The following is a 24,840-nucleotide window of genomic DNA, read 5'->3' on the forward strand; positions in this document are numbered from 1 at the left end:
AATGTATTTCTTATTATTCAGCGATGCAAAGATATTTTATTTCCATGTATTCATCCAATCCATGTTTGGATCCTTCTCTACCGACTCCTGATTCTTTAACTCCTCCAAATGGCGCCGCGGCATTTGAAATTAATCCAGTATTAATACCGACCATTCCTGCTTCTAATTGTTCGGAAACACGAAAACAGCGGCTGATGTTTTGACTGTAGAAGTATGAGGCTAGACCAAATGGTGTGTCATTGGCTAATTGAATAACGGACTCTTCTGTGGTGAATTTAAACAGGGCGCATATTGGGCCAAAGGTTTCTTCCTGTGCTATAAGTGCATCATGAGGTAAATCTGTAAGTACAGTAGGTTCAAAGAAAAGACCTGTTAAGGGGTTGCCTCCTGTTGTTATTTTTGCGCCATGTTTTAGGGCATCTGAAATGTGCTGTTTTACTTTTTCTAAACCTTTTTCATTAATTAGTGGGCCGACTTGTACGTTGTTCTCCAGTCCATTACCTACTTTCAATTCCTTCACTGCCGCTGTAAGTTTTTCAGCAAAAGCATGATATACTGTTTCCTGAATATAGAATCTATTAATGGATACACAGGTCTGACCTGAATTACGAAACTTACCTGCAATTGCGCCTTTTACTGCGGCATCTATATCTGCATCATCAAAAACAATGAATGGCGCATTGCCCCCTAACTCCATAGATACTTTTTTGATATTAGAGGCGGCTTGAATTGTTAATGTTTTTCCTACTTCGGTTGAACCTGTAAATGAGAGTTTCCGTATGGTCGTGTTGGTCGCTAGTTCTTTGCCAAAACCAGCACTGTCTTTACTTGTTACCACATTAAATACACCTTTAGGAATACCTGCTTCTTCGGCTAATTTTGCCAATGCAATTGCTGAGAATGGGGTTTGTGAAGCGGGCTTTAAAATAATAGTACATCCTGCCGCTAGCGCCGGTGCTACTTTACGTGTTACCATCGCTAAAGGAAAATTCCAGGGTGTAATGGCAGCTACAACACCTATGCCTTGCTTTATGGTCATCATTCGATTTCCATTTTGAGCAATTGGTATTGTTTCTCCATAAGCACGTTTTCCTTCTTCGGCAAACCATTCGACAAAAGAATTACCATAGTCAACTTCAGTTAAGGATTCCTTTAGCGGTTTTCCACTTTCTAGCGTTATAATTTCAGCTAGATCGACTTTATTTTTTAGGATTAATTCGTACCATTTTCTAACAAGGTTGCATCGGTCCACTGCAGCTGTTTTACGCCAGGTCACCCAAGCTTTTTCTGCTGCGGTAATTGCTTTTTTACATGAAGCGACTTCTAAATCTGGAACGGTGTCTATAATATTTCCTGTGGCAGGATTGATAACATCGAATGTCTTTGTGTGGGAAATGAATTTTCCATTTATATATGCTTGATTAAGCAATAAGGGATTTTTCATAGCTTTTATATTTATGAGATGAATTTTTTGCGGTTGTGTTCTGTTGGTATTTCGCATTGATCTATTTTACCAAACCAGCGATACCTATTTTTCGCGATATAATCATAACAACTGTCTCGCCAGGAAGTTGGTATCAACTTGAAAATAGCAAGAATTTTAAAGGGATATCCTAAATCCATTGCGATAAATAATGCCGCAGTACTTTTTACTAAAACCTTTTGATTTCTAACGTATACAATGGAGTCCGTATTTGACGGCAGACCGCTGATAAAATCCTGTGCAATTTTCGACTGCAGGGAAGCAAATCTAAACTGATCTTTTTTGTCTTTCTTGATGATAAAATTGACTGTATTGTTGCAGAAATTGCAGACCCCGTCAAATAAAATAAGCTGTTTAATTTCTGCTTTCATCAATTGAAATTATAAATAAAAAGGGAGAACTTCCGAACTCCCTTTTACAAGTATGATTAAAGATTCTTCATAATGGTATGTCCCATTCGATCTCTTTTAGTTTTTAAATATTGCTCGTTATAAGGATTTGATTTGATTTCTATAGCAACATTATCCACGATTTCTAATCCATAACCGACTAATCCAGCTCTTTTTGCAGGATTGTTAGACATTAAACGCATCTTTGTTACTCCTAGATTGCGTAAGATTTGTGCTCCGATTCCATAATCGCGTAAATCGGCTTTGAAACCTAATTGTGTATTGGCATCAACAGTATCAACTCCATTTTCTTGCAGTTTATAGGCTTGTAATTTATTAACAAGGCCTATTCCACGACCTTCTTGATTCATATACACAATAACCCCTTTACCTTCTTTTTGGATCATTTCCATTGCTTTGTGTAACTGTGGACCACAGTCACAACGGCATGAGCCAAAGATGTCACCTGTAAGACAAGAGCTATGTACGCGTACTAGAATTGGTTCATCTTCTGTCCATTCCCCTTTATAAAGCGCGAGATGATGTTCTCCTGTATCTTTTTGGGTGTAAGCTTTCAATTTGAAATCACCAAATGCTGTTGGCATATCCACTTGAACTTCTTCGACGATAAGTGAATCATGTTTAAGACGATATTCGATTAGGTCTTCAATACTTACAATTTTTAAATCAAAGCGCTTTGCTACTTCCATTAATTCCGGAAGTCTAGCCATTTCACCATCTTCTTTTAAAATTTCGACCAATACACCTGCAGGTTCGAAACCAGCAAGGCGAGCTAGATCTACAGTAGCTTCTGTGTGTCCTGTACGACGTAAAACACCACCATCTTTTGCAATTAGTGGAAAAATATGTCCTGGACGGCCAAGCTCAACAGGGTCAATATTAGGATCAATAAGTGCTTTGATCGTTTTTGAACGATCTGATGCAGAAATTCCTGTTGTACAACCGTAACCTTGTAAGTCAACTGAAACAGTGAAGTTAGTCTCATAAACAGCGGTATTTTTACCTACCATTAATTCTAAATTCAATTCATCACAACGCTCTTTTGTTAAAGGTGCACAGACTAATCCTCTTCCGTGAGTTGCCATGAAGTTGATCACTTCCGGTGTTGCATTTCTGGCTGCTGTAACAAAATCACCTTCATTTTCGCGGTCTTCATCATCCACTACGATGATCACTTTGCCAGCTTTTATATCTTCGATTGCTTCTTCAATCGTGTTTAATTTGAAATCCATTGATATCTTAAATGTATTTATACAAAGGTAGTGTAGTATTCTCTTTTAATTATAATGAGCAAGTCAAAATGAGCTTATTATTGCAATTTTGCCTTCTTTTTACCAATCTTACTTTTAATCCAATTCAATCCAGCTTCAGCTTTTATTTTATACTGATCAATATCAAATAAGGCCGAGTCAGTGGTTGATTTATACGTTAAAAATCCAGCTAATGGCGATAATATGATAATGGCCATCCACATCCCTAAAATAGGTGAAATTGCACCGTCCTTTGCTGATTTCTCTGCTACGGTGGAAATAATGTGGTAAATAAGAAAGAATATAATAGCCATGATAACAGGTAGACCAAGCCCACCTTTACGAATAATAGCTCCTAAAGGCGCACCAATAGCAAATAATAAAAGACATGAGACAGCTAATGTAAATTTCCGATGAAACTCAATGCGGTACCGGATGTCTTTGCCATTTAAATCTTTGTAATCAGGTAATTTGTTACTCAAATCATCTTTCATGTAGTTTAACTGACTCAACGCATTTCCTGTAATTTGTGCACGCTGTTCGGGAAGAACAAGATCTTCTAATAAATTATTAAAAGGTTTTACCGAAGCAGGTTTTATCTTTTTGCCTCCTTCTTGGGTATTAAAATATGGAGAATATAGATTAAAACGATTATCTACAGTAAGCGAGAGAGAGTGCTTAAGACTGTCTAATTTCATTTTATTAGAATCGGTATACACTTTTAACTGTTTTAAGTTTAACATGGCATGATGGCTCTTAAACAAATTTTCATCTGTTCGCTGCATCTTATTCCATTCCATATCAAATTTTTGCTCAGTTTCTTTAAATTTAAATCTCGTGAACTGCTGACGGGGATCGTAGCTTTTAGAACTTTTTACGCGTGCATCTTCATAGCGAATACCGTCTTTAAGTTTTAAGATCATATAGCTATTATCAGGAGAATTATAAATAAATCCTTCTTTAGCGATTAAAACCGTATTGCCAGCATTTCCACCTTGATTATCGTAAATCATCAAATCGTACAGGATTGTACCATTTTCATTTTTACCTTTTGCTCGTATTGAATAACCTGGAATAGTATTATTGAAAATACCAGGTTTTATTAAAAAATCAGCTTTTTTATTACGGACATCATATAATAATGACCCCATCTTTAAATTTACGATAGGTAAAATGTAATCCGAAAAGAGAAAAGAGCTTAAACTGAAAAAACCTACTAAAATGAATAAAGGAGTCATGGCTCTTCTGAGTGAAACTCCTGCTGCTTTGATGGCAACTAGTTCGTAACTCTCTCCAAGATTACCAAAAGTCATAATGGATGACAATAGCATAGAAAGTGGCATAGCCATAGAGATCTGAACCGCACATTGATAGCCGATTAGTTTCAGTATGACATACCATTCAAAACCTTTACCTATTAAATCATCTATGTATTTAAATAAGAAAAGCATTAAAAGCACAAACATCACAATACAAAAAGTGACGAAAAATGGCTTTATAAAGGATTTAAGAATAAGTAAATAAATCTTTTTCATCCGATCATATGTTCCTTTCTAAAGCTATGATATTTTTGAAGCTTTAGAGATCTATTTAATAGACCTTATTAAGATGCAAAGATATACTTTTTTATCCTCCAATTACACTTTGGAGATACTCAATTGAATTATTCCAGATCATTTTGCGATTTTCTACATCTTCTTCTTTTGCAAAATCAGTAATGCGGAGTGCTACATCATTTGTTAATTCGTCCTGATCAATTTCTAGTTCAAAGTAATAAGGCTCGTCCTCAAGCCATTTATAGCGGATTAGTTTGTTTTCTTTAACATTTACAATTTTGGCTTTTTGACCTTCATCATCCCAAATAAATTCATAAATAGATTCGCGGTAATTAACATCATCGGCAAACCATTGTGATAAGGCATTTGGCTCCTGTAAATAGGGGAATAAAATTCTAGGTGAAGAATTTACTATATATTCTAAGTTCAATTTTATTTTTTCAGCCATATTATATGAATATTTATTTTTTATTTACTTAAAAAAATCTATATTTGCATTCCCAAAAACGGCGGGGTAGCTCAGATGGTTAGAGCGCAGGATTCATAACCCTGAGGTCGGCAGTTCGATTCTGCTCCCCGCTACAAAACTCTAACATACTTTCTAACTGTGCATTGGTTATACTTATATATATTATTGTAATAATACATATTTATTTTGTCTTTGCAATTATTTTACAAAAAACTTTTCGATTTTAAAAATTAAAAATATTGCATGCTTAAGCTGCTGATATTTTATGTTCTCACATTTGTTTTTTTTATGATTACTATTTGTTTCATTATAAAGTAATTGCGTTTTTTTTGTGCGCCAAGGCGCTAAAACAGTGAAAAAAAATAAAAAAAAGCTTTTTATTTGAAGGGTTATTGCTATATTTGCATACCGAAAAACGGCGGGGTAGCTCAGATGGTTAGAGCGCAGGATTCATAACCCTGAGGTCGGCAGTTCGATCCTGCTCCCCGCTACTTAAAGGAGACACTATATTAGTTGTCTCCTTTTTTTATGCCTAAATTTGGTGATACGATGTCTACTTCTTTATTGTTCTTAAAAAAATACTATTATATCAAAACAGTTTAACGTGGGAATGACTGGCGGTGCACTATAGCTAGGAGTATCATTTGTACAATGATCTTGCAAGCGGTAATAGTATATTTCCGGATCCTATTCTAGTTTCATGCTCTTTACCACCGTTAGTTCAGTCTTTAGTTAATTTTACTTCGTTTAAGAATTTAGTAATAACTTTTAGAAATTGCTCAGGATATGCGAAATGAATATTGTGATCCACATTTTCAAAAGCAATATGTTTGATGAAGTTGGAATGCTTTTCAGCAAGCATTTTGTTTTCTGCATAAACAGGCATAGGATCGTGAACTGAAATGGCATCTAGTATAAGTACCGGAATATTTACGTGTTTAAATATTTCAAATGGAGCTACTTTAATTATGGACGATGCATAGTTACTGACATTAGGGTTGCCAAATATTGCTTCTGACATCTGTAGACTGTCTCGCATATGATAGTATTCTTGTTGTCCGCGGTAGGTGATCCATTTTTGATCTAGCGGTTTCAAAAAACTTAAGATTTCAAATTGATCTGATTTATTACTGTCATCATAAAGGCTTTTGTAAGCATCAAAGTGGTTATCATAAAAGCCGAAATACTTTTCTTCTATTTCAGCGGGGAGATTGACTTCTTGTAATTTTTGTTCTAATTCTCTTTGATTCAACTTGAAGTAGCTGGTATTAAAGGCTACTGATCCGCCATCCTCCAGTATTAAACCTGCGACATATGTAGGAAACAGTTTATAAAAATTTGTCGCTAGGTAGCCTCCACGGGAAAATCCTCCTATAACAGCATGTTGAATTTCTAAAGTGTCCATTAATGATTTGATGTCAATACAGAGATCATCGAATGAAGCATCAAATGGTGGCAGAGGAGTTTTTCCTGCATTATATTGATCTATTGAAATGATACGGTAACCAATTTTGACAAGGTGTAATGCAAAAGGAGCAAATTCGTAAGCATTACTTAGACTGCCATGGAGCCATATTAGTACTTTAGTTTTATTTTGATTGTCGCCCCATTGGAGATAGGATAAATTTACATTTATAGTTTCTGTAGTCCTGCGATGTTTTTGCTCATAAGTACTGAACTGTTTTGTAGCAGATTCATAATGACGTTCAAGTTGATTTTTATCTATTTCTTGAGCAAGCGAGGCTGTGCATGATAAGCAGCCGATAAGTAAAATGAAATGGAAAAGGACATGAATTGATTTATGGTACTTTGCGGGTACCCTTGTAATTTTTGATTTTAAGAAGTTTAACATACAGGAATCAAAGCTAATTTTGACTGTTAAAGATAGTGTATAATCAGCTCGTAAAAAAATAAGTGAATATTCTTATCCTTACATAAATTTTCGAAGTAATTTCATCACCCATTCTTTTTTTGTATAAGGAGGATAGATAAGTTGCGACATGTTGAATGCTGATTGAAAAGCTACTGACCTTTCATGTGAAAATGTTTTAAAGCCGAAAATGCCATGACAACTTCCCATTCCGCTACCATTTACGCCTCCAAAAGGAAGGTTTGGGTTAGAAACATGGATGACAACATCATTTATACACGCGCCACCTGAACTCGTGCTTTTTAACAAGCGTTTTACGGTAAGTTTATTTTTACTGAAAATGTATAGGGCCAAAGGTTTACTCTTGCTATTGATGATATTTAATGGCATCTCTAGATCGTCATAGGGAATAACGGGGAGTATTGGGCCAAAGATTTCTTCCTGCATAATTTTGCTGTCTAGCGATACATGAGATAGGAGGGTAGGATAAATGGTCAATTCGGGCCACAGTACTTCTCCTCCCCAAGCTATGGAGGCCCCATTGTCTACAGCATCAGTGATCAATCCCACTAATCTTTCGGCATGTTGTCGATTGATGATCTTACTATATTGTGCCATATCCAGTTGCTGTTGGTCATTAAAAAACTGACGGCTAACAGCTTCTTTGTACTGCTGTATAAACTCTTCAAGTTTGGATCTTTGTATAAATACATGATCAGGTGCAATGCAGGTCTGACCTGCATTGATGAGCTTGCCCCAAGCAATTTTTGAAGCAGCATCTTTTATATCGGCGGTTTCGTCAATGATGACTGGTGATTTTCCTCCTAATTCGAGTGTAACGGTACTTAGATTTTTGGAAGCTGCCTGCATAACAGCTTTTCCTACCGTAGTACTTCCTGTAAAGAATATGTGATCAAAAGGAAGCTGAAGTAGGAATTCTGAAATAGAACGATCTCCTTCGAAGCAAGCTATGTCCTCTTCTTGAAAAGTATTCTTAATTAATTGCGTGATGACATTACTCGTTGCAGAGCTGATTTCTGAAGGTTTTAATATGATGCAGTTTCCAGCTGCAATAGCAGATATTAATGGACTCATAATCAGTTGAAATGGATAGTTCCAAGGTGCAATGATTAGACATACGCCCCTTGGTTGCTGATATATGCGATTTGTTGCCAATATACTTGTCAATGTCCTGCGGGCCCTTTTTGGCTTCATCCATTGTTTTAAATTCTTGATGGCAAAATCAATTTCACTGAGTGCGAAAAATACTTCCGTAAGGGCGGACTCAAATTTACTTTTTCTTAGATCAGTCTGTAATGCATCGTAGATCTGTTCTTCAAATTCTTCAATTGCAGTTTTTAATCGACGTAATTTTAATATACGTTGTTGTGCTGTACTCCATTGGAGTACAGCTTTGTTTTTTTGCTGAAGTTCAAAAATGGTTTGGATATGATCTGTCATTAGTCAAGTATGTTTATAAGCTATGCTTCAAAAGTTATTTTTATTGTGGCAATTGCTGTATCCATTCTCGGATCAATGCAACACCTTCTTTATGAATGATGGTACGCGCGAGTTCTGGCATTGCTGTTCCAGGTTCTACACTATTCATGCGATGTAGTAGAATAGACTGCGTTGGATTTCCCGGAATGATATCAAAATCTAATCCTCCAGCTCCTCCACCAGCTGAAACGGGTGCTTTTTTTATGCCTAAATGATTTGGATTATTTTCTTCATAATCCAAAAATAGACCAGTATTAAATGCGTCGCCACCTTTTGTATGGCAATGTGCACAATTAATATCTAAATATGCACGTGCCCGCTTCTCTAAACTGTAATGTTTACTATCTGTCCATACCGGTAACTGTGCTACTTTTGAAATTTCGGGCAAGCCAACGAGTATCCCCTCTAAAGTCCATTTTGTTAGCTGGTTGTTCATTTGATCTTTAAGAATAAAGTTCAGATTTCTTGCTTTTGGACCGATTGGTGTTAGTGTATCGTTGTCAGTACGACACCTTTTGCAATCATTTGTATTTGGAACCATATAATTAGTGACATGTTTATTTCCATTTTCATCAAGTAAAGTAATCGGTACTTTAGCTCCTGTAATATGTCTAATCGCATCGGTCTGTTCTTTATTCCAAAGGTAATTCATGACTATCCATTTTTTATTTTTGGGATCTTTCACTAATAACCGGGTTTCAATCATGATCTTTTGGTGCGCCTCATTAGTATAAGCAAAATTTTTGATGATAATGCTCGAATCTGGAAATTCTAAGGGTCCACTAGCCCTATAGTTGATCTGCTTTCCGTGCGGAAGCACAATAAATCGATCTTTTATAGCATAATCTGTAAATAAGGGTGTACTTAAATCATATCTGATAACGCCTTTTACTGGTTCTAAATTTTTAAGGTTTCCTTTAAAAAATCCGTAATCTGAAAGTTTTTCCTTAAATGTAAATCCTTCAGTACTATTATCGGATTTTGCTTTATTAGTGTTATTACATCCTTGATGCATGAGCAAAATTAAGAATGTGCTGAGCAAGATGCTTATGGTTAAAAGGTAAAACTTTTGCATGATCATTTACATTGAAATGGTGCACTATCCGTATTTGGCTTCCAGTTTTCCGGCTTTGCAACATTTTGGAAGTCAGCGTTTACAAATAGATTTTCTTCAGGTTGATGGATACAGATAGAATCTGGATTTAATGCTGTTCCTTTTGTTAATACATTACTACTGAAACCGTCATATACGATTAATGGAATTCTTTTAAATTTGCGATTAGGGTCCAATTTATTTAGTTGTTCTTGAGTTGCAACTAATACTTGTCCAATTCGATGTTCGAATGCGGGTTTTGGAAATTCTGGTCCCATTTCAAGTTTATTGCTGTGTATTTTAATGTTTTTGGAAATAGGAGAATAGTTGGCATTAATTTTTTCTGCAGCTTTGTCATCTGTTGCAAAGCCTGATGCAATTGTAATTGCTGCGGTATTGTTTCCAGTAATTTTATTGTCGTAGATTTCAATATCTGAAGCTGCCAGGATGATAATACCACTTCCGGGCGAAGCATTTCCTACTCCCCAAGAGGTACCAAAACTTCCGCTTTTAGCAAAATTTCTAAAATTGTTGTCATAAATGTTGTTGTTATAAACTTTTACTTTACCACCCCTTTTCGATAAGTCTGGCAAATCAAAAATTAGAAATCCTGCTGTATTGTTATAAAATTCATTATTATATACTTCTGCATTTGACGTATTTTCAATTTCACATCCGGCCACATTTTTGGCTGCTTTACAATTGCGAACAATTGCTCCGTCTGTTTGGCCTACATAGATTCCTGCATCTGAAGAACCTTCTGTATAACAATTTTCAACAAGGACATTTTTGCAGAGCACAGGATAAATCGCATAGCCTCCACTTGTCGAATCTGCCTGACTCCATAGCGCATGTAAATTTGCAACTTTCACATCACTACTATTGCTGATTTTTAACAAATCACCTTTAGAGTCACGAATGGTCATGTTCTCGATAGTAAATCCTTTGACATCGGTAACTCGGATACCTTCTCCGCCTTGCGTTTGACTGGAAAAATTGAGGACCGTTTTATCATGGCCTTCTCCATGAATTAAAATATGTTTGACCTGTACGATACTTAAATTGTCAAATTTGTAATTACCTGCCTGAAGTAAAATACTTGTACTGTCTTTTATTGATAAGAATGCTTCTTCAATCTTTGCTTCTTCGCCAGGTTTAAAAGTCAAGATATTAGCATAGTTGTCCTGCTGTTCTTTTGTTCCTTTACAGGAGCTTATCATTCCTACTATCATAAATAGTAAAGTAAGCTTTAGATAAAATGATTGTTTCATAATGGTTATGGTTTATAAGTTTAAAGGTTAGGGTTGGTTATAATATATTATAAGCATAGGTGACATAATATACTGCTCCAATTCTGGGATTTGCGATTCCAGTTGAATAGTATTTATTGGTTATGTTAGTTGCACCGAGACGAATTCCTGAGCGTGCTTTGATCAACTTATAACTAATTTGTGCATCTATTACTGCAGAACTTGGTACTTCTCCCGAAGCTAATCCTCCCGATACGACATAATGATATCCGGGTTTGTACCGTAAACTGGTATTGAATGACCAAACTTGTTTTTTACCAAAGCCACTGTTTCCAAATTCCATATTGATATGATAATTTGGTGTATTAAAATTATTGATCTGACTATCATTTTTATTTTTCAGGTAGTCGGAATAGTAATTAATTTTACCCAAAAAGTTATATCCCATGTCAACACTTAAACTGGCGGCATAACCATAGGTATTTACTGTCTCACCTCCATTAAAAGCAATGTTATACTGTATGTAAGTGCTGTGATCTTTTAAGGCGTTAACATCATCAGTCCCTGGTGTGTTTGCTACATTGGCATAGCCAATGAAATTCTTCCAAGTGGAGAAATATCCTAGGATATCAATCATAAATCTATTGCCCAATAAGGCGGCATAACCCAATTCAAAAGCATTTACTGATTGCGGTTTGATATCGTCATATTGAAATTTTTCAAGTACACCTGGATCACCTGTTTCTTGAAACTTGAGTACACTTTCATAGACATATGGTGGGTACTTGTCAAATTGATAATTATCGTTTAGTAAGCGTGATGAACCTCCAGATGAATAGCTGTTGTATCCATTTAAAGTATTTTGCAAGGCTTGTATATTCGAAGGAAAGCTATAGGCATTTTGGTAGGAGAAGCGAATGAAATTTTGGTTCATTGCTTCGAAAACCAGGGACGCCCGCGATGTAACTTTTGGTGAGGAGAACAGCGTGTTTTTATCATATCTAAATGAAGCTGCTATGTTCAATCGTTCTTCAGCTACTTTTTTCGCCATTTGCACGTATGCACTATATTCATTTACATTTATGGGTTTATCTTTATCAGGAAATAGGGTGTTTTTACTGTTTAAATTATATAAACGCCAATTGACTCCGGCAATAACAGTCATAAATTTGATTTGATTACTGAAGTTGTATTGGGCTTCGGTATTGTATAATTTACTACGATCAAGAAAGAGTGTACCCCCTTCTGAAATAGGTGTACTTGTGATACTATCTCTAAGTCGATTGAATAGCGGAGTGCCTAACTCTGCTCGTCCCTGATCTGCAAATGCTCGCGCAGCTAAGTGTGCATCATTGAGTGCTGCTCCTCCGGCAAGTGAATTGATCAGTTGGTATGTATACTCAGGATACCAACCACCAGCTTCTCCATCATAGCTTGTTTTCCAAGACTCATTAATGTATTGCGCTGTAGGTCCTGCTACTAATGTACGGCCAGAATTTTCTTGGGTAGTATAGGTTCGGACAAACCAGTTGTCGCTTTTTAATTCCAGTCTGTACTGTCCTACTTTGAAACCTTTTAGTTGATATCGGGTATCATTGGTGTAAACGATATTTCCAGTGCCGAAAGTTCCTGATGCTATGGCTTCTATTTTAGGGCTTATCTTATAACGTAATTCTCCATTTATTTTAAAAAGTTTGGCGGTATTGTCTAAGTATCCATATTCTGGATATCCGGTACGAGCAACATAGTTGGGTTTACTCAGTAGTGGTTCTATAATAGGGGCTAGATCCGGATTTCCGGCAAGTGCTGCCTGTAGAAAGGGCGAAATATCGGTGGAGGTAGAGCCTCCGTAAAAATTTACGCCATTGTAGTTGGGATCAGTTAGGCTGGTTCCTGGTCCATTTTTATTGCTAGCATCATTGGCGACCCAATCTTTAGCCTGAGTATATTGTGTATTTATTTTGAAGGCGATTTTATCATTTATTTTTTTGGCGAAGCGAATTGTCCAATCGTAATAGGGGGAAGGTGATACAGGGTCATTTTTTTTCTTGTTATTGATGTGATTGACACCTTGTGTGATTAATACGCTAACTCCTTGGTATTTGAATGGATCTTTACCTGTCATAACCATGGTTCCATTTAATCCCCTTGAACCATATAATGCAGAGGATGCTCCTGAAAGAAGTTCAATATTATCCACATCGAGCTGAGTTAGACCAATTGCGGAGCCGAGCGGGAAATTTAACCCAGGTGCCTGGTTGTCCATACCATCTACGATTTGGGTGAAATTAGTATTACCGCTTGTATTGAAACCTCTAGTTGTTACACTGGTAAATCCCAGACTAGAGACAGTTACATCTACTCCTTTTAGTCCTTGCATCATATCCATGTAATTGATTTGCGGGGAGTTAACGACATCTTTGGCACTGATCTGTTCGATGGTAACTGGAGACGACAGTTTATTTTGTACTGTTCTGCTTGCCGAGACGACGACTTCTTGACCAAGAATCTGAGCTGGTTTTAAAAGTAGTTCTAATGGAGTTGAAAAACTTTCTACGATGAATTCTTGAGGTTCATAACCTATTGAGGAAATCAATAATGTAATCGGAAGTGATTTAGAGGTTTTCAATTGAAACCTACCCCGATCGTCACTATAGGTGCCATCGGTGCCATTTTTAACGCGAATCGAGATTGCGTATGCGGCTTCATTGGTGGTACTGTTTTTAATGCTTCCTTTAATAAAGCTCTGCGCGAGGACTGTGCCGGGCATACAGAGATAAAGGATCAGATTGAGTAAAAGGACCTTTTTCATATTTATAATTGGTTAGTTTTAGCAACAACATTAAAAAATATCAAAAATAGCTTTTACCCTTTCTCTAGTTTCTATCGAATACTACATTGCGGCTACTTTTTAATTCCTTTAAAAATCAAAGACACTAAAAATTTGGTATCTTGCAGACTTTGCGAATAATCAATTTCAGGCTCTTGTTTTAGTATAGCCTGTTGTTCCACACTGTGTTTTAGTGCATTGGAAAAATTGATCAATACGGAAGCTGTATTTTTTGGATCTTTTAATTCCAATTCTTCCTCTTTAACTGCTTCTTCCAATAGCTGTGTGAGGAATGCTTTTTCTCGAATCATCAAGGCATCATATAGCTCGAAGAATCGCGGAAGTAACTTACCCATTGATTCTACCGAAACACGATTCATGTTCAATACATTTTTATAATAATTGAATCGTGATTCGAGATAAAATGCTGTTCTATTTTCAATTCCTTCTTTCTCAACCGTAGCACTTTGTAGCGAATGAATATAGTTTTCGCCTTCTTCTAGTGCTACCTCAATGAATATATCTTCTTTGCTTTTATAGTAATAGTATAATGATGTTTTATTGAGACCAACAGCTTTGGCAATGTCTTCAAGGGTTGTTTTGTCCAAACCGAATTTCGCAAAACATTCCATTGCTGATTTACCAATTTTTTTCTTTACTTCTTCTTTCTTACTCATATTGCTTAGACTAAAGTTATAAATACAAATTCAATTTTCCAAACATTTTATTAAAAAGTTTGAAAAGTTGAAAATAACCTGTTTTAATTTTTTAAACTTAATAAAATTAAGGTATTAATAGTTTTTTATTGATGATCATCTTTATTTTTTCTTTATCAAAATAGAAAAGATGATGGTTAATTAAGATTAGTACACATGAGTATCCTTAATAAGGAGTGAAAGAATAGAGTAATGTTATTCAGGATCTATAGATTTGAGCTACGTGGTTATTTGTTGAAGTTAATCAGGATCCAAGATAGGATGTTTTGAATAATAAAAGAATTACGGGGGCCATAGCCCCCGTAATTCTTTTATGCTTAATTAGGGTTAAGCATCTTTTTGCTGAAATTGTGTTTCAACGTATTTTTTAAAATTATTGAGGATGGCCTGCCACCCCGAGTGTTGTTGTTCTTCGGAATGTGAGGTTTCGCTATCAAAACTCTGAACGATTGTTACCACGTTTTTGTTTTCAAAAAATGTAGTACTTACCTTTCGGTTGTCTCCAAGCGTATATGCTATATGCCTAAGGGGCCTCACTTCATCATATTGTCCTTCAAAATTAAAATCAAAACTTTTATCCTTTGCGGCCATGTGAAAACTGAATCGACCTCCATTTCGCAAATCATTGGTTGCGCTTGTTGTTTCCCAATCATCGCTTGCAGCATTCCAGTGAATAATATGCTCTGGTTTGCTAAATAGTTTCCAGACATATTCTAAGGGGGCATTTATATCGGCACTGACTGTAATTGTTGACATAATTTGTAATTTATAAGGAATTAGTATAAAGGTAATTAATATTTTTATCAGGTTGAAATTTCCTGTTAATTATCATCAAAAGCTAGACTTTTCCAATTTTCTTTTTTCAGATATTTAATCATGATTAAAAATATAATCCACGCTATAATGGTAATCACCCAAATTATAATTTCGTATTCATGAATAACGATATGTAAGTAACCTACTAATGCTAAAAGTCCTAATATAAACAGGTTAATGATTGTTCTACTTTTCCCGTTTTCTATAGATTGTGAAAAGGGAAAAGATTTGACTAGGAATAACATAACAAGAACACTTTCAATACCTCCTATGGCTGTTGCTAGCAGAATGTCATTGGTCACATGTGCGCCAAAAAGGGGGACACAAATGATTAGAAAAATTAAATTGAAGGGTACGAAATATTTTAAGAATGCTGATTTTAAAACTCCTGACATTAATTCTCCTGTTTGTTGAATAGGGGCTGCGTAATAGATCCATGCCGCTTTGTATTTTTCACTTTTAGTGATTAGCTGGAAAACAGTTAATACTGTAAAAAGCGATAGATAGAAAATCATAATATAAAGTCCTGATGTATTCACACGGTCAATTTGTTCAGCCAATGTATTATTTTTCCCCTGCAGAAATAGAAAAATGAAGTAAATCGGTAAGTAAGCCATTGTGGGATACAGTTGCATTTTAAACTCTCTAGACCGTGAAGTTATTAACCAAATGATTGAAAATCCCGCTTTTTCCAATGGTGTATTTGTGAATATTTTTTCTATTTTTTTATAAAACGAAATTTTCCCCTCTTGTGATAGTTCTTCTTTTTTAACTGGGCTGTCTCCGATAGCTAACTGTGCTATTTTATTATTAAAATCTTTCGAAAATAATTGTGATGACCCTAAAATGGCCACAATAAGTAAAATGATGCTGAGAGAAGCAAAAATAAGTGTCAAACCACTGAAATCTTTAACTAGCATAGCTTGAAAAGATGCGATCCATGTTCCTGGAGAAATCCATAGTAATTTAAGATGATAAATACTGTTTTCTCCTTCTGTAAAACTTTGCATTACTCTAGGGCCAATTTGATAACCTAGAAAAATAAAAATGGAAAAGAATATCTGGATGTAACTGATTGTATCTTTAAATTTTTGAATAGACAGAAAACGTAGACATAAGGAATAGAAAATATTGACAAAGAAAACCGCTATTAAAGCTGCGATTATAATTTGAACAAGAAATATCGATGCTGCAAAAATATTCCAACTGACAAATACATAGATTAATGCTGGTAATGTTATGGGCAGTAATTGCGTAGAAATCTTTATTAACATGTATAATATCCTTGAAAAAGCAACTGTTTTATCATTCACTGGTCTTGGTAAAATGATATATTGGTCCTTGTTATCAAGAAGAATTGTTGAGAAGTCTGTTATCAGCGATAATGATAATATGGATAATATAAACGTTAAGAATAATGATGTTGCTAAGAATTTATCGGGGATGATAATAACAAATGATAAGAACATGAGCCCCATAAGGGAGAAAATAAAAAATTGAAACCAGGTTGAATTTTTAGCTGGTTTCTTATTTTGATTCTTCGTGAACGAGGCTAAAGGACGACGATCATCTATTGTTAATTTTGTTTCAATTATTATCCTTAATTGGGCAACATCGATACCTATGCTTGTCCATAATTTGCTGAAAAGCAAAATGAATTTTAATGTTAATTTCTGCATATTATTTTATCGAATTGCTGAAATAATATGTGATGCATCTATGTTTCCATCTTCTTTTCCTGTGAGTTTTGAGAAAATTTGTTCCAACGTATCAGATTGGTTCGTTTTTAATTGCTCGAAACTTCCATCAGCTATAATATTACCTTCTGAGATTAACATAATGCGATCGGATACTTTTTCGACAACGTCCATCATGTGCGAGCAGTAAAATATTGTTTTGCCTTCTTTAGCCAAAAGGGAAATCAATTCTTTTACAATAATAACAGCATTAGCATCTAATCCGGATAATGGTTCATCTAAAATTATAATTTGGGGATTATGTATTATACCTGAAATTAATAATACTTTTTGGCGCATACCTTTAGAAAATGTATCCATCCTGTTATTTAAATTTTCTTCAAGACCAAATGCTTTAAGTAATTGTTGTGCCCTTTGTTGAATTAATGTATCTTCCATAACATACAGTTTACCTACAAAATCAAGGTATTCCATAGGCGTCAATACCTCATATAGTTCTGCATTTTCTGGTACATAACCGATTTGACTTTTTACGGTAAGCGGATCTTCTTTAATATCTATATCATTAATAAAAACCTCTCCTTCAAAATCATTTATCAAACCCGTAAGTATTTTAACTGTAGTCGATTTACCGGCACCATTGGGGCCAATATAACCGATTACTTGACCGGGATAAATATCAAGATTTATGCCCTTTAATATTTCTTTTGATCCGTATGATTTTCTAAGATTTGAAATTCGGATAATTGGTTTGCTCACATCCATAAAATAAATTATTCTGAGCTAAAGATATAAAATTTGAAAGGGTAATGATACTAATTTATGGAGAAAGAAATATTTGATTAAAAAGGTTTAAGAATTTAAGATTTGGATATCGTATTATAGAGAATATTTAACGATATCCATTTCTAAAATGAATCTGTGGTATATTCATTTGTATATGTTTCTAGAAATTTACGCTAGGTCCATTAATCATAATTAATGGGATAGCCTTCCTCATCTAAATCATCGCGTAAATCTTCCGGTGTTTCGGCTAGTTTCTTATCTATTGGCTTCAATTTTACTTCTCCTTCAATCCGCATTCCACCTTCTTCGAGATCGTCTTCGATGAGTTCGTCTAAATCTGCATATTCATCTCCAACGTAGGGGTTTGAATTGTCGTAAGTAGAATCGTCATCTGCAGCCCCTTCGGCGACAGTATTATAATCACTTGGGTGATCGTAATCAGGGTCGCTATCTTCCACATCTAATGAAAATGATTGTTTATCTGGATCGTAAGCTAATTGGTCGGCGTTTGAATTTTGAACTTCATCTTCATTCGCGATTTTCTTTTTAGACATTTTAAATTCTCCTTTCTATATATAGAGAAAACAAAAGAACACTAGAAAAGTTTAAAATTACGACTCGATTTTGATATCATATTCGCTAAGTAGGCCAGGCAGACTTAGGAGTGAAAACTTTGCTTTTTTTAATTTGTTTTTATTCGGTGACAGCATCAGATTTTGTGCATCTCGAAAATCGACCTGCTCCAAATTGGTCTGATCAAATATTGCTTGATTTAGATCACAATTTTGGAAAGATGACCCTGTTAGATCTGCTTCAGAAAAATCTACTTCCCGTAATTGGCAACTTCTAAAGGTTGTTTTTTTTAGCTTCAATTGATAAAATGAAGCATGATCGATATTGCAGTTTTCAAAAGTAAAAGATAAACCGAAGCGGTTGCATTGCTGAAATTGTAAGCCTAATAGTTTACAGTTTTTAAATAGGACTTGTTGGAATGTTGTTCCGGATAATTCGGCTAATGAGAAATTACAATCTATAAATGTACAATCTGCAAAAATGCTATTGTTTAATTTATTGTTTGAAAAGTCGCAGTTTTCGAAACGGCAATTATCGTATTCAGCTTGTTCAAAGTTATTTTTTTTATAATCGATGAAAGTTATTTTTTCTCCTTCGTAATATGCTGCGGTCATATCCAAAAATAGAAATTTTAAATTAGGAATATGTTATAAATAGTCCTCTTTATTTATATCAGTTTATAAGATGCTACAGAACTATGAGTATAATGGGTTCATGATGAACAGGAATCCGAATTGATTTTGCAATAAAACAATATGCATTGGCCTTAGTATGTAATTCTGTGGCAAGTGTCATCAATTCTGGATTTCTGATCCAGACGGTTGGTTGGAGTGTAACTTTTGTAAATTGACCAGCCCCAGATTTCTCTTCTGTTAGAATACCTATCGGTTGATCTTCATATCGTACTACTTGTATACCCGATTCGGCACAAAAGTGTAAATACCAAAGCATATGACACGTTGATAGTGAACTTAGGAATAAATCTTCTGGGTTATGTTTTGTTGGATCACCTAAAAAAGCAGGATCTGAAGATCCTGCAATTACTGCTTTGTGCGGTATGCTGATTTCAAAATCACGTTTATAGTCTTTATAGGAAGCGGTATCTTTTCCAGTATTTCCCGTCCAGATTACTTTTTGCTTGTATTGATGTTCTTTTGCCATATTAACGTATTTAGAAAGCTGAATTGATCATTCAGCTTTCTAAAATTAATATAATAATTTTCTATTCCGGGGTATTATTATCAACATTGATCATCCAATTAATGCCAAATTGATCTGTTAACATGCCAAAATATGCTCCCCAGAATGTTTGAGTCATTTTCATAGACTGTATTCCATTGACTGAAAGTACATCATAGAGCCTATCTGCTTCTTCTTTATCTGTACTGTTAATTGATAGTGTAATATTCGTTCCTTTTATATAATTTCCACAATTACCATCAATACTATCGCTACCCATTAAAATACTATCTCCGTGTATGGGTAATGAAACATGCATGATTTTATCTTTCTGTTCTGGTGATAGCGGTGTTTGTCCCTCAGCTGTAGGCATCTCACCAAATTTACCTATGTACTGGAATTCTTTCTTGAAAACATTTTTATAGAAGTTAAATGCCTCCTCGCAGTTGCCTTCAAATGTTAAATAAGGATTGATTGTTGTCATGGTATTTTTATTTACTCCGTTTCTAGTTTTGTTTTTAACCTTTCTAAGCCTGTCGCTAAATCGCCGCCTAAAATTTTATCAAAATCCATACAGAGCAGCATGAGATTCATCGGGTAGCTCATGTGTCCATCAAATCCCCAGATTACTCTTGTTGCAGTTGGAGATATTGAATCTGTGATCATGTACGCCTTATCTTTGGATTCAAATGGTTTAATAAATCGAATTTCAAAATCAATTCTTTTGCCTTCTTCGATTTTAACAATTTCCTGCTCCCCTTTTCCTACACTATCTGCTTTACTGTCCCAAGCTTAAATAAATCCAACAGTTCCATCTGTACCTTGATATGTTTTTGTCATTAAAGGATCCATCATTGCCCATTTACTGAAGTTATTTTGATTGCGTAGGTATTTGATATAATCAAATACTTCTTGTTTTGGTTTGTTAATGGTAATTTCTCTTTTAACAGCATAATCTTTTTTAAGAAATAGAGCTGTTATTAAAAGTACTGCCACTATGAGAAGCAATACAATAACTATTTTCTTTAGAATTTTCATATTGGTAATTTTAGTAGTTTATAACAGCGCTTCTTTGGGGAATTTGTCTGCAATTAAATTTAGATTTATACCGTGTTCAAGGTATGCTTTGCAACCATCGAGTACCGTTGTAAATCCTCCGGTAGAATCTATTAATACTTGCAATAATTCATCTCCTGATTGCTGGAAGCCTCTTTGATGGATTGTGACATACGTACGATCTGGAGACAGTGATTTAAAATTGAACTCTACTAAAGTTTCGGGTGGTCCCCATAGTACTGTAATTTTTTCATTGACGATGATATCCTGTACTTTAGCAGTACTTTTTACACCATACATTTCCCATTCCCAAATAACTGTTTTTCCAATTTCTAGTTTTCCGGAGCTTTTGGTAAACCAAAAATGGACAGTAATCGCAGGATCTATAAATGATTGAAACACCTGTTCAACAGGTTTTCTAATTAACATTTGAGCTTCTACAGATATTTGGTTTTTCATAACGTGTATTACTGAATCTGTTTTAAATACTTAATAATACTGATAACATCCTGTTTTCCTAATCCTGCATCATGTGCTTTTTGATACGTTTCCAGTAGCACTGTATTCATTGGGGTGTTAACACCTTCTTTTTTTGCAAGGTTTAGATCTTTTAACATGAAGTCCAAAGCAAAGGCGGGTGCATAATCTTGCTGTAATAGGAGTGGAGTTTTTACTTTAGTGGCTCCACTTCCACAGGCACTTTCATTGATTATTTCTAACATGTCTTCTATTTTAATTCCACTTTTTTCAGCAAATAAAACTGTTTCGGCAAGGCCCTGATAGATGATAGAGAGAAAATAATTTATAGCCAGTTTAGCTGAAATACCACTTCCTACGGGGCCAACATGCTTTACTGCCTTACCTAATTTATTTAAATAGGGTAATACTTCTTGCAGGTCTTTTTCTTCTCCACCAGCCATGATAATCAATGTTCCTTCTTTAGCAGGAACAGTACTCCCTGCTACAGGTGCATCCATAAACCGAGCTTGCTTTTCTTGAATTTTTTGTGCTATCGTTAAAGTAAGGTCTTTGGAAATCGTACTCATATCGATAAATATTTTTCCTGATATATCTTCAAGATGAAATATATCTTCATAAAGATCTATTATTGCCGCGTCGTTCGAAACCATGGTGAAGATAATATCACAGTTTTTGACTAATTCAACGGCACTTATATAAACTTCTGAAAGATCTGTGAATGGTTCTGATTTACTTGGAGTTCGATTGAAGACGGAAAGGGGAAATCCTGCATTTTCTAGATTTTTTGCCATTGGAAATCCCATGTTTCCCAATCCGATCCAACCTATATTTTTATGATGCATATGTATTAAGTTTATAACAGGTATAACAACTATTTTTTAAGATGGTTTTTACTTTTAGAGGTGATTATTTGTTTGATAAGCGTGATTACAAGAAAAGGTTATTTACGGCTTCGTTAACGGAAGAGTTTTGTAAATAACCTTTTTTATAAATGAATTGAATAGGCTTAGAAATAATCATCTTTAATGATAACTACTTGTTTTCGTATTCGTAAATTTTAAGATATAATTCCTCGACCTTTTTTCTTGCCCACGGTGTTTTTCTTAAAAAAGCTAACGATGATTTAATACTGGGGTTTTCGTTGAAACAGCGAATATTGATCCGTTCACCTAATCCTTCCCAACCTTCAAAATAAGCAATTAGATATTCTAGTATTGTATCCAGTCTTTTTCCGTGAAGTGGGTTATTTTTTTGTTCCATTGTTTGTGTGTTTTTTAAAATTTAGATCTTGAAAGTCGAAACTAAAATCTGTCTGTGGTGATACCGGGTTCATTGTAAAACCAGCTATTTCTTTGTCTTGAATAGTGAAGTGTACAAATGCATCTGCATACATCAAGCGATTGTACCATTTGACAACATACGTGCTGTCTTGATAATAGTAAAGTTCACCAGTGAGTTGGGGAGAACGTTTTGAAGCGAACGTTAATCGTCCATTTTCAGCTTTAATTGATACTTCTCCAAGCCAGTTGTCGAGATATTTACCTGGTATTGTTTGCCGGTATTTGTCCTGAATGTTTTTATTCTCTTCTACGATTTGCCACGTTTTCTGTGTTATGAGATCAGCTTCAGCATTGTTTTTGGCAATTGAAGTTTGATAGGTGGTAATCCAGTGTTGATCGTTAATACCTAAATAAAAATCTTTTATCGTATTACTGATGGCACTGAATGCTGCACCTTCTTGCTGATTGGTGAGCACTACAATACCCAGTTTTAATTGTGGAAGCATAACGATTTGTGTGACAATTCCTTCTAATCCACCCGTATGGGAAACCTCTAATTTACCCGCCATATCTGTCAGACGAAAGCCAAGGCCATATGCTCTGAATATCGAGTTGTAAGGAGGAACAGTACTGACAGGCATGATTGTCTGTGGTGTGATCAATTCTTTTAATTGCTTCTTGGTGATCAGCTGATGTCCATTATTGTCGCCGTTGTTGAGGTGAAAAATCATCCATTTGTTGAGATCGACCACATTGGAGTATATGCCTCCGGCTGCATCCAAAATGGTATTGGTATAGCGTGTACTGACATGATTTATACCATCTAGAGGTACATGTGGAGCGATCACATCTTGGCGATCTTGCAACATGTTCCAATTTGGTGCAGAATGATTCATTGCCAACGGTTTAAATATCCTTTCCTGAATAAATGTCTGCCAACTTTGGCCTGATACTTTTTCTAAAACTTTTCCAGCTATAATGTATAGCAGATTATCATAATCATATTTTGTGCGAAAATCGGATGTAGGTTTTAAATACTGGATGTTATGGATAATGTCATCGGGAGTAAAGTCATGTCCATCGGGCCATATCATTAAATCTCCGGCACCTAGTCCCAAACCACTTCTGTGAGTTAGCAGATCACGAATCGTGAAGTTTTTAGTTACATAATCATTATACATCTTGAATTCCGGGAGGTATTTTTGTACGTGGTCATCCCAGTTTAATTTACCTTCATCTACTAAAATAGCCAGGGCAGTGGTTGTAAAGGCCTTTGAATTGGAGGCAATTCCAAAGTTCGTTGAAGCATAGACCTTATTCATTCTATTTAAGTCGGCAATACCATATCCTTTGGCGAATATTACCTGGTTATCTTTTACGATACCCACGGCTATTCCCGGCACATTAAAGGTTAATAATGTTTTCTGGACAATGGAGTCTACGACACTTTCTTGTATATGCTGTGCAAATAAAGAAGTGCTGCTAAAAAATAGAAGAGCTATACAAGCTATTTTTTTCATTCATTTGTGAGATTATATTCAAATATCTAAATAAAACAGCAATTGTATAGTCTTAATATAAGAAATACAGTAATTTTTAAGGGATGTATTAAGTACTTTTTGCTCCTCTGGTCAATTTTTCAACCGTGTCCCATTGTTCCTCTGAAACGGCATCGAGTCCATTAAATTCTCCAGCACCTTTTAACCATTCTCCGCCATCGATTGTGATCACATCACCATTGATGTATGCTGAATAGTCGGAAACGAGGTATGCAGCCAAATTGGCTAATTCTTGTAAGTTACCAGTTCTTCCAAGAGGTATCCTGTTGACAGGGTTGAGGGTGTCACTTAGGTTACTTGGAAAGAGGCGGTCGAAAGCGCCAGTTGTATGAAAAGGGCCGGGAGCAATTGCATTTAATCGAATTCCTTTGCGTCCCCACTCAACTGCTAACGATCTTGTCATCGCTAATACTCCAGATTTAGCACAAGCAGAGGGTACGACATATCCTGAACCGGTACTTGCGTAGGTCGTTACAATATTAAGTACTGTTTTATCTTTATCCTTGTTTGCAATCCAAATTTTTCCAAGTGCCAGTGTGCAGTTTATGGTACCTTGAAGTACAATTCCTAAAACAGATTCAAATGCACGGTGGCTTAATCTTTCTGTCGGCGAGATGAAATTTCCGGCGGCGTTATTCACTAATATGTCAATTGAGCCAAGCTGTTTAATACCATAATTAATAACTTTCTCTACTTGGTCATAATCGCGAACATCACAAGCAATTGCTATACATTTACCATTAGTTTCCTTACTAAGCTCTGCTGCGGTTTGTTGGATAACATCGTCTTTTCGACTCGTGATGATGCATTGTGCCCCTAATTGTAAAAAGTATCGGGTCATAGCTTTACCAAGACCTGTTCCACCTCCGGTAATCAATATGTTTTTTCCCATTAGTGCATCCTCACGAAGCATTCCTTGTGTTGTACTCATGTGATATTATTTAGTGTTTGTAATCAATTATATCATCCAATTTACAAAAAAAAAAT

25 protein-coding genes and 2 tRNA genes are annotated in these 24,840 nt (G+C 35.3%); 2 read left to right on the forward strand and 25 right to left on the reverse strand.

The genetic code is table 11. The features are described from left to right. Positions 1 to 13 precede the first annotated feature (13 nt). The 5 genes from M2265_RS20420 to M2265_RS20440 all read right to left on the reverse strand — a co-directional run bounded on the left by M2265_RS20420 (position 14) and on the right by M2265_RS20440 (position 5,147). On the reverse strand, positions 14 to 1,444 hold the full coding sequence (locus M2265_RS20420) for an NAD-dependent succinate-semialdehyde dehydrogenase (RefSeq protein ID WP_132770979.1): 1,431 nt from the start codon (positions 1,442 to 1,444) through the stop codon (positions 14 to 16). An 11-nt stretch (positions 1,445 to 1,455) separates the two neighbouring features. Then, the gene (locus tag M2265_RS20425; protein WP_132770978.1) at positions 1,456 to 1,854 is read right to left on the reverse strand and encodes a thiol-disulfide oxidoreductase DCC family protein; all 399 of its coding nucleotides are present in this window, start codon (positions 1,852 to 1,854) and stop codon (positions 1,456 to 1,458) included. Positions 1,855 to 1,910: 56 nt separating this feature from the next. Next, entirely contained in the window at positions 1,911 to 3,125 is a 1,215-nt protein-coding gene (locus M2265_RS20430; RefSeq protein ID WP_021192116.1) for a bifunctional 3,4-dihydroxy-2-butanone-4-phosphate synthase/GTP cyclohydrolase II, read from the reverse strand. A gap of 77 nt (positions 3,126 to 3,202) precedes the next feature. Beyond that, positions 3,203 to 4,678, reverse strand: coding sequence for an LptF/LptG family permease (locus tag M2265_RS20435; RefSeq protein WP_031289548.1), 1,476 nt, complete (start codon positions 4,676 to 4,678; stop codon positions 3,203 to 3,205). Positions 4,679 to 4,769: 91 nt separating this feature from the next. Then, positions 4,770 to 5,147, reverse strand: a complete 378-nt coding sequence (locus M2265_RS20440) for an START-like domain-containing protein (protein ID WP_021192118.1) — start codon at positions 5,145 to 5,147, stop codon at positions 4,770 to 4,772. A gap of 60 nt (positions 5,148 to 5,207) precedes the next feature. Between M2265_RS20440 and M2265_RS20445 the strand changes: the two genes are divergently transcribed. Continuing rightward, positions 5,208 to 5,281, forward strand: a tRNA-Met gene (locus tag M2265_RS20445). Positions 5,282 to 5,585: 304 nt separating this feature from the next. After that, positions 5,586 to 5,659: transfer RNA gene (locus tag M2265_RS20450), tRNA-Met, on the forward strand. A 230-nt stretch (positions 5,660 to 5,889) separates the two neighbouring features. Here M2265_RS20450 and M2265_RS20455 read toward each other — a convergent pair. From M2265_RS20455 to M2265_RS20550, 20 genes are all read right to left on the reverse strand, one after another. Then, on the reverse strand, positions 5,890 to 7,020 hold the full coding sequence (locus M2265_RS20455; protein ID WP_132770977.1) for an alpha/beta fold hydrolase: 1,131 nt from the start codon (positions 7,018 to 7,020) through the stop codon (positions 5,890 to 5,892). 78 nt (positions 7,021 to 7,098) lie between these two features. Further along, the gene (locus tag M2265_RS20460) at positions 7,099 to 8,499 is read right to left on the reverse strand and encodes an aldehyde dehydrogenase family protein (protein WP_132770976.1); all 1,401 of its coding nucleotides are present in this window, start codon (positions 8,497 to 8,499) and stop codon (positions 7,099 to 7,101) included. A 40-nt stretch (positions 8,500 to 8,539) separates the two neighbouring features. Further along, the gene (locus tag M2265_RS20465) at positions 8,540 to 9,613 is read right to left on the reverse strand and encodes an SO2930 family diheme c-type cytochrome (protein WP_165905922.1); all 1,074 of its coding nucleotides are present in this window, start codon (positions 9,611 to 9,613) and stop codon (positions 8,540 to 8,542) included. 2 nt (positions 9,614 to 9,615) lie between these two features. Further along, positions 9,616 to 10,902: a parallel beta-helix domain-containing protein gene (locus M2265_RS20470; RefSeq protein WP_132770974.1), complete on the reverse strand. Its 1,287-nt coding sequence runs from the start codon at positions 10,900 to 10,902 to the stop codon at positions 9,616 to 9,618. Positions 10,903 to 10,939: 37 nt separating this feature from the next. After that, positions 10,940 to 13,693: a TonB-dependent receptor gene (locus tag M2265_RS20475; RefSeq protein WP_132770973.1), complete on the reverse strand. Its 2,754-nt coding sequence runs from the start codon at positions 13,691 to 13,693 to the stop codon at positions 10,940 to 10,942. A 92-nt stretch (positions 13,694 to 13,785) separates the two neighbouring features. Beyond that, positions 13,786 to 14,388, reverse strand: a complete 603-nt coding sequence (locus M2265_RS20480; protein ID WP_132770972.1) for a TetR/AcrR family transcriptional regulator — start codon at positions 14,386 to 14,388, stop codon at positions 13,786 to 13,788. Positions 14,389 to 14,754: 366 nt separating this feature from the next. After that, a complete protein-coding gene (locus M2265_RS20485) occupies positions 14,755 to 15,183 on the reverse strand; it encodes an SRPBCC domain-containing protein (RefSeq protein WP_132770971.1) in 429 nt (142 codons plus the stop codon). A gap of 65 nt (positions 15,184 to 15,248) precedes the next feature. Then, the gene (locus M2265_RS20490) at positions 15,249 to 16,922 is read right to left on the reverse strand and encodes a hypothetical protein (protein ID WP_132770970.1); all 1,674 of its coding nucleotides are present in this window, start codon (positions 16,920 to 16,922) and stop codon (positions 15,249 to 15,251) included. A 6-nt stretch (positions 16,923 to 16,928) separates the two neighbouring features. Next, positions 16,929 to 17,705 carry an ABC transporter ATP-binding protein gene (locus tag M2265_RS20495; protein ID WP_132770969.1) on the reverse strand — a complete coding sequence of 259 codons (777 nt, stop codon included), beginning with the start codon at positions 17,703 to 17,705 and terminating at the stop codon, positions 16,929 to 16,931. A 203-nt stretch (positions 17,706 to 17,908) separates the two neighbouring features. After that, the gene (locus M2265_RS20500) at positions 17,909 to 18,280 is read right to left on the reverse strand and encodes a hypothetical protein (RefSeq protein WP_132770968.1); all 372 of its coding nucleotides are present in this window, start codon (positions 18,278 to 18,280) and stop codon (positions 17,909 to 17,911) included. Positions 18,281 to 18,337: 57 nt separating this feature from the next. Next, positions 18,338 to 18,913: a pentapeptide repeat-containing protein gene (locus M2265_RS20505; RefSeq protein WP_021188564.1), complete on the reverse strand. Its 576-nt coding sequence runs from the start codon at positions 18,911 to 18,913 to the stop codon at positions 18,338 to 18,340. Positions 18,914 to 18,986: 73 nt separating this feature from the next. Then, positions 18,987 to 19,460: an OsmC family protein gene (locus M2265_RS20510; protein ID WP_132770967.1), complete on the reverse strand. Its 474-nt coding sequence runs from the start codon at positions 19,458 to 19,460 to the stop codon at positions 18,987 to 18,989. 61 nt (positions 19,461 to 19,521) lie between these two features. Further along, positions 19,522 to 19,962: a VOC family protein gene (locus M2265_RS20515; protein WP_132770966.1), complete on the reverse strand. Its 441-nt coding sequence runs from the start codon at positions 19,960 to 19,962 to the stop codon at positions 19,522 to 19,524. Between the two features lie 11 nt (positions 19,963 to 19,973). After that, a complete protein-coding gene (locus M2265_RS20520) occupies positions 19,974 to 20,144 on the reverse strand; it encodes a hypothetical protein (RefSeq protein WP_243655436.1) in 171 nt (56 codons plus the stop codon). A 126-nt stretch (positions 20,145 to 20,270) separates the two neighbouring features. Beyond that, positions 20,271 to 20,516 carry a hypothetical protein gene (locus M2265_RS20525; protein WP_243655435.1) on the reverse strand — a complete coding sequence of 82 codons (246 nt, stop codon included), beginning with the start codon at positions 20,514 to 20,516 and terminating at the stop codon, positions 20,271 to 20,273. A gap of 18 nt (positions 20,517 to 20,534) precedes the next feature. Then, positions 20,535 to 20,993, reverse strand: coding sequence for an SRPBCC family protein (locus M2265_RS20530; protein WP_132770965.1), 459 nt, complete (start codon positions 20,991 to 20,993; stop codon positions 20,535 to 20,537). A gap of 8 nt (positions 20,994 to 21,001) precedes the next feature. Next, the gene (locus tag M2265_RS20535) at positions 21,002 to 21,856 is read right to left on the reverse strand and encodes an NAD(P)-dependent oxidoreductase (protein ID WP_132770964.1); all 855 of its coding nucleotides are present in this window, start codon (positions 21,854 to 21,856) and stop codon (positions 21,002 to 21,004) included. Positions 21,857 to 22,046: 190 nt separating this feature from the next. Further along, entirely contained in the window at positions 22,047 to 22,274 is a 228-nt protein-coding gene (locus M2265_RS20540) for a VF530 family DNA-binding protein (RefSeq protein WP_021188570.1), read from the reverse strand. After that, complete coding sequence (locus M2265_RS20545) at positions 22,258 to 23,814, reverse strand: serine hydrolase (RefSeq protein WP_132770963.1); 1,557 nt, start codon at positions 23,812 to 23,814, stop codon at positions 22,258 to 22,260. The genes M2265_RS20540 and M2265_RS20545 overlap by 17 nt, the downstream gene beginning before the upstream one ends. Positions 23,815 to 23,902: 88 nt before the next feature. Next, on the reverse strand, positions 23,903 to 24,784 hold the full coding sequence (locus M2265_RS20550; RefSeq protein WP_021188572.1) for an SDR family oxidoreductase: 882 nt from the start codon (positions 24,782 to 24,784) through the stop codon (positions 23,903 to 23,905). Positions 24,785 to 24,840: the final 56 nt, after the last annotated feature.

It is taken from the genome of Sphingobacterium kitahiroshimense (assembly GCF_025961315.1).
Classification (GTDB): domain Bacteria; phylum Bacteroidota; class Bacteroidia; order Sphingobacteriales; family Sphingobacteriaceae; genus Sphingobacterium; species Sphingobacterium anhuiense.

Coding starts and splice junctions, on each gene's coding strand:
- M2265_RS20420 (WP_132770979.1), bottom strand. CDS start 1,444: ATGAAAAATCCCTTATTGCTTAATCAAGCATATATAAATGGAAAATTC.
- M2265_RS20425 (WP_132770978.1), bottom strand. CDS start 1,854: ATGAAAGCAGAAATTAAACAGCTTATTTTATTTGACGGGGTCTGCAAT.
- M2265_RS20430 (WP_021192116.1), bottom strand. CDS start 3,125: ATGGATTTCAAATTAAACACGATTGAAGAAGCAATCGAAGATATAAAA.
- M2265_RS20435 (WP_031289548.1), bottom strand. CDS start 4,678: ATGAAAAAGATTTATTTACTTATTCTTAAATCCTTTATAAAGCCATTT.
- M2265_RS20440 (WP_021192118.1), bottom strand. CDS start 5,147: ATGGCTGAAAAAATAAAATTGAACTTAGAATATATAGTAAATTCTTCA.
- M2265_RS20455 (WP_132770977.1), bottom strand. CDS start 7,020: ATGTTAAACTTCTTAAAATCAAAAATTACAAGGGTACCCGCAAAGTAC.
- M2265_RS20460 (WP_132770976.1), bottom strand. CDS start 8,499: ATGACAGATCATATCCAAACCATTTTTGAACTTCAGCAAAAAAACAAA.
- M2265_RS20465 (WP_165905922.1), bottom strand. CDS start 9,613: ATGCAAAAGTTTTACCTTTTAACCATAAGCATCTTGCTCAGCACATTC.
- M2265_RS20470 (WP_132770974.1), bottom strand. CDS start 10,902: ATGAAACAATCATTTTATCTAAAGCTTACTTTACTATTTATGATAGTA.
- M2265_RS20475 (WP_132770973.1), bottom strand. CDS start 13,693: ATGAAAAAGGTCCTTTTACTCAATCTGATCCTTTATCTCTGTATGCCC.
- M2265_RS20480 (WP_132770972.1), bottom strand. CDS start 14,388: ATGAGTAAGAAAGAAGAAGTAAAGAAAAAAATTGGTAAATCAGCAATG.
- M2265_RS20485 (WP_132770971.1), bottom strand. CDS start 15,183: ATGTCAACAATTACAGTCAGTGCCGATATAAATGCCCCCTTAGAATAT.
- M2265_RS20490 (WP_132770970.1), bottom strand. CDS start 16,922: ATGCAGAAATTAACATTAAAATTCATTTTGCTTTTCAGCAAATTATGG.
- M2265_RS20495 (WP_132770969.1), bottom strand. CDS start 17,705: ATGGATGTGAGCAAACCAATTATCCGAATTTCAAATCTTAGAAAATCA.
- M2265_RS20500 (WP_132770968.1), bottom strand. CDS start 18,280: ATGTCTAAAAAGAAAATCGCGAATGAAGATGAAGTTCAAAATTCAAAC.
- M2265_RS20505 (WP_021188564.1), bottom strand. CDS start 18,913: ATGACCGCAGCATATTACGAAGGAGAAAAAATAACTTTCATCGATTAT.
- M2265_RS20510 (WP_132770967.1), bottom strand. CDS start 19,460: ATGGCAAAAGAACATCAATACAAGCAAAAAGTAATCTGGACGGGAAAT.
- M2265_RS20515 (WP_132770966.1), bottom strand. CDS start 19,962: ATGACAACAATCAATCCTTATTTAACATTTGAAGGCAACTGCGAGGAG.
- M2265_RS20520 (WP_243655436.1), bottom strand. CDS start 20,144: ATGATCACAGATTCAATATCTCCAACTGCAACAAGAGTAATCTGGGGA.
- M2265_RS20525 (WP_243655435.1), bottom strand. CDS start 20,516: ATGAAAATTCTAAAGAAAATAGTTATTGTATTGCTTCTCATAGTGGCA.
- M2265_RS20530 (WP_132770965.1), bottom strand. CDS start 20,993: ATGAAAAACCAAATATCTGTAGAAGCTCAAATGTTAATTAGAAAACCT.
- M2265_RS20535 (WP_132770964.1), bottom strand. CDS start 21,856: ATGCATCATAAAAATATAGGTTGGATCGGATTGGGAAACATGGGATTT.
- M2265_RS20540 (WP_021188570.1), bottom strand. CDS start 22,274: ATGGAACAAAAAAATAACCCACTTCACGGAAAAAGACTGGATACAATA.
- M2265_RS20545 (WP_132770963.1), bottom strand. CDS start 23,814: ATGAAAAAAATAGCTTGTATAGCTCTTCTATTTTTTAGCAGCACTTCT.
- M2265_RS20550 (WP_021188572.1), bottom strand. CDS start 24,784: ATGAGTACAACACAAGGAATGCTTCGTGAGGATGCACTAATGGGAAAA.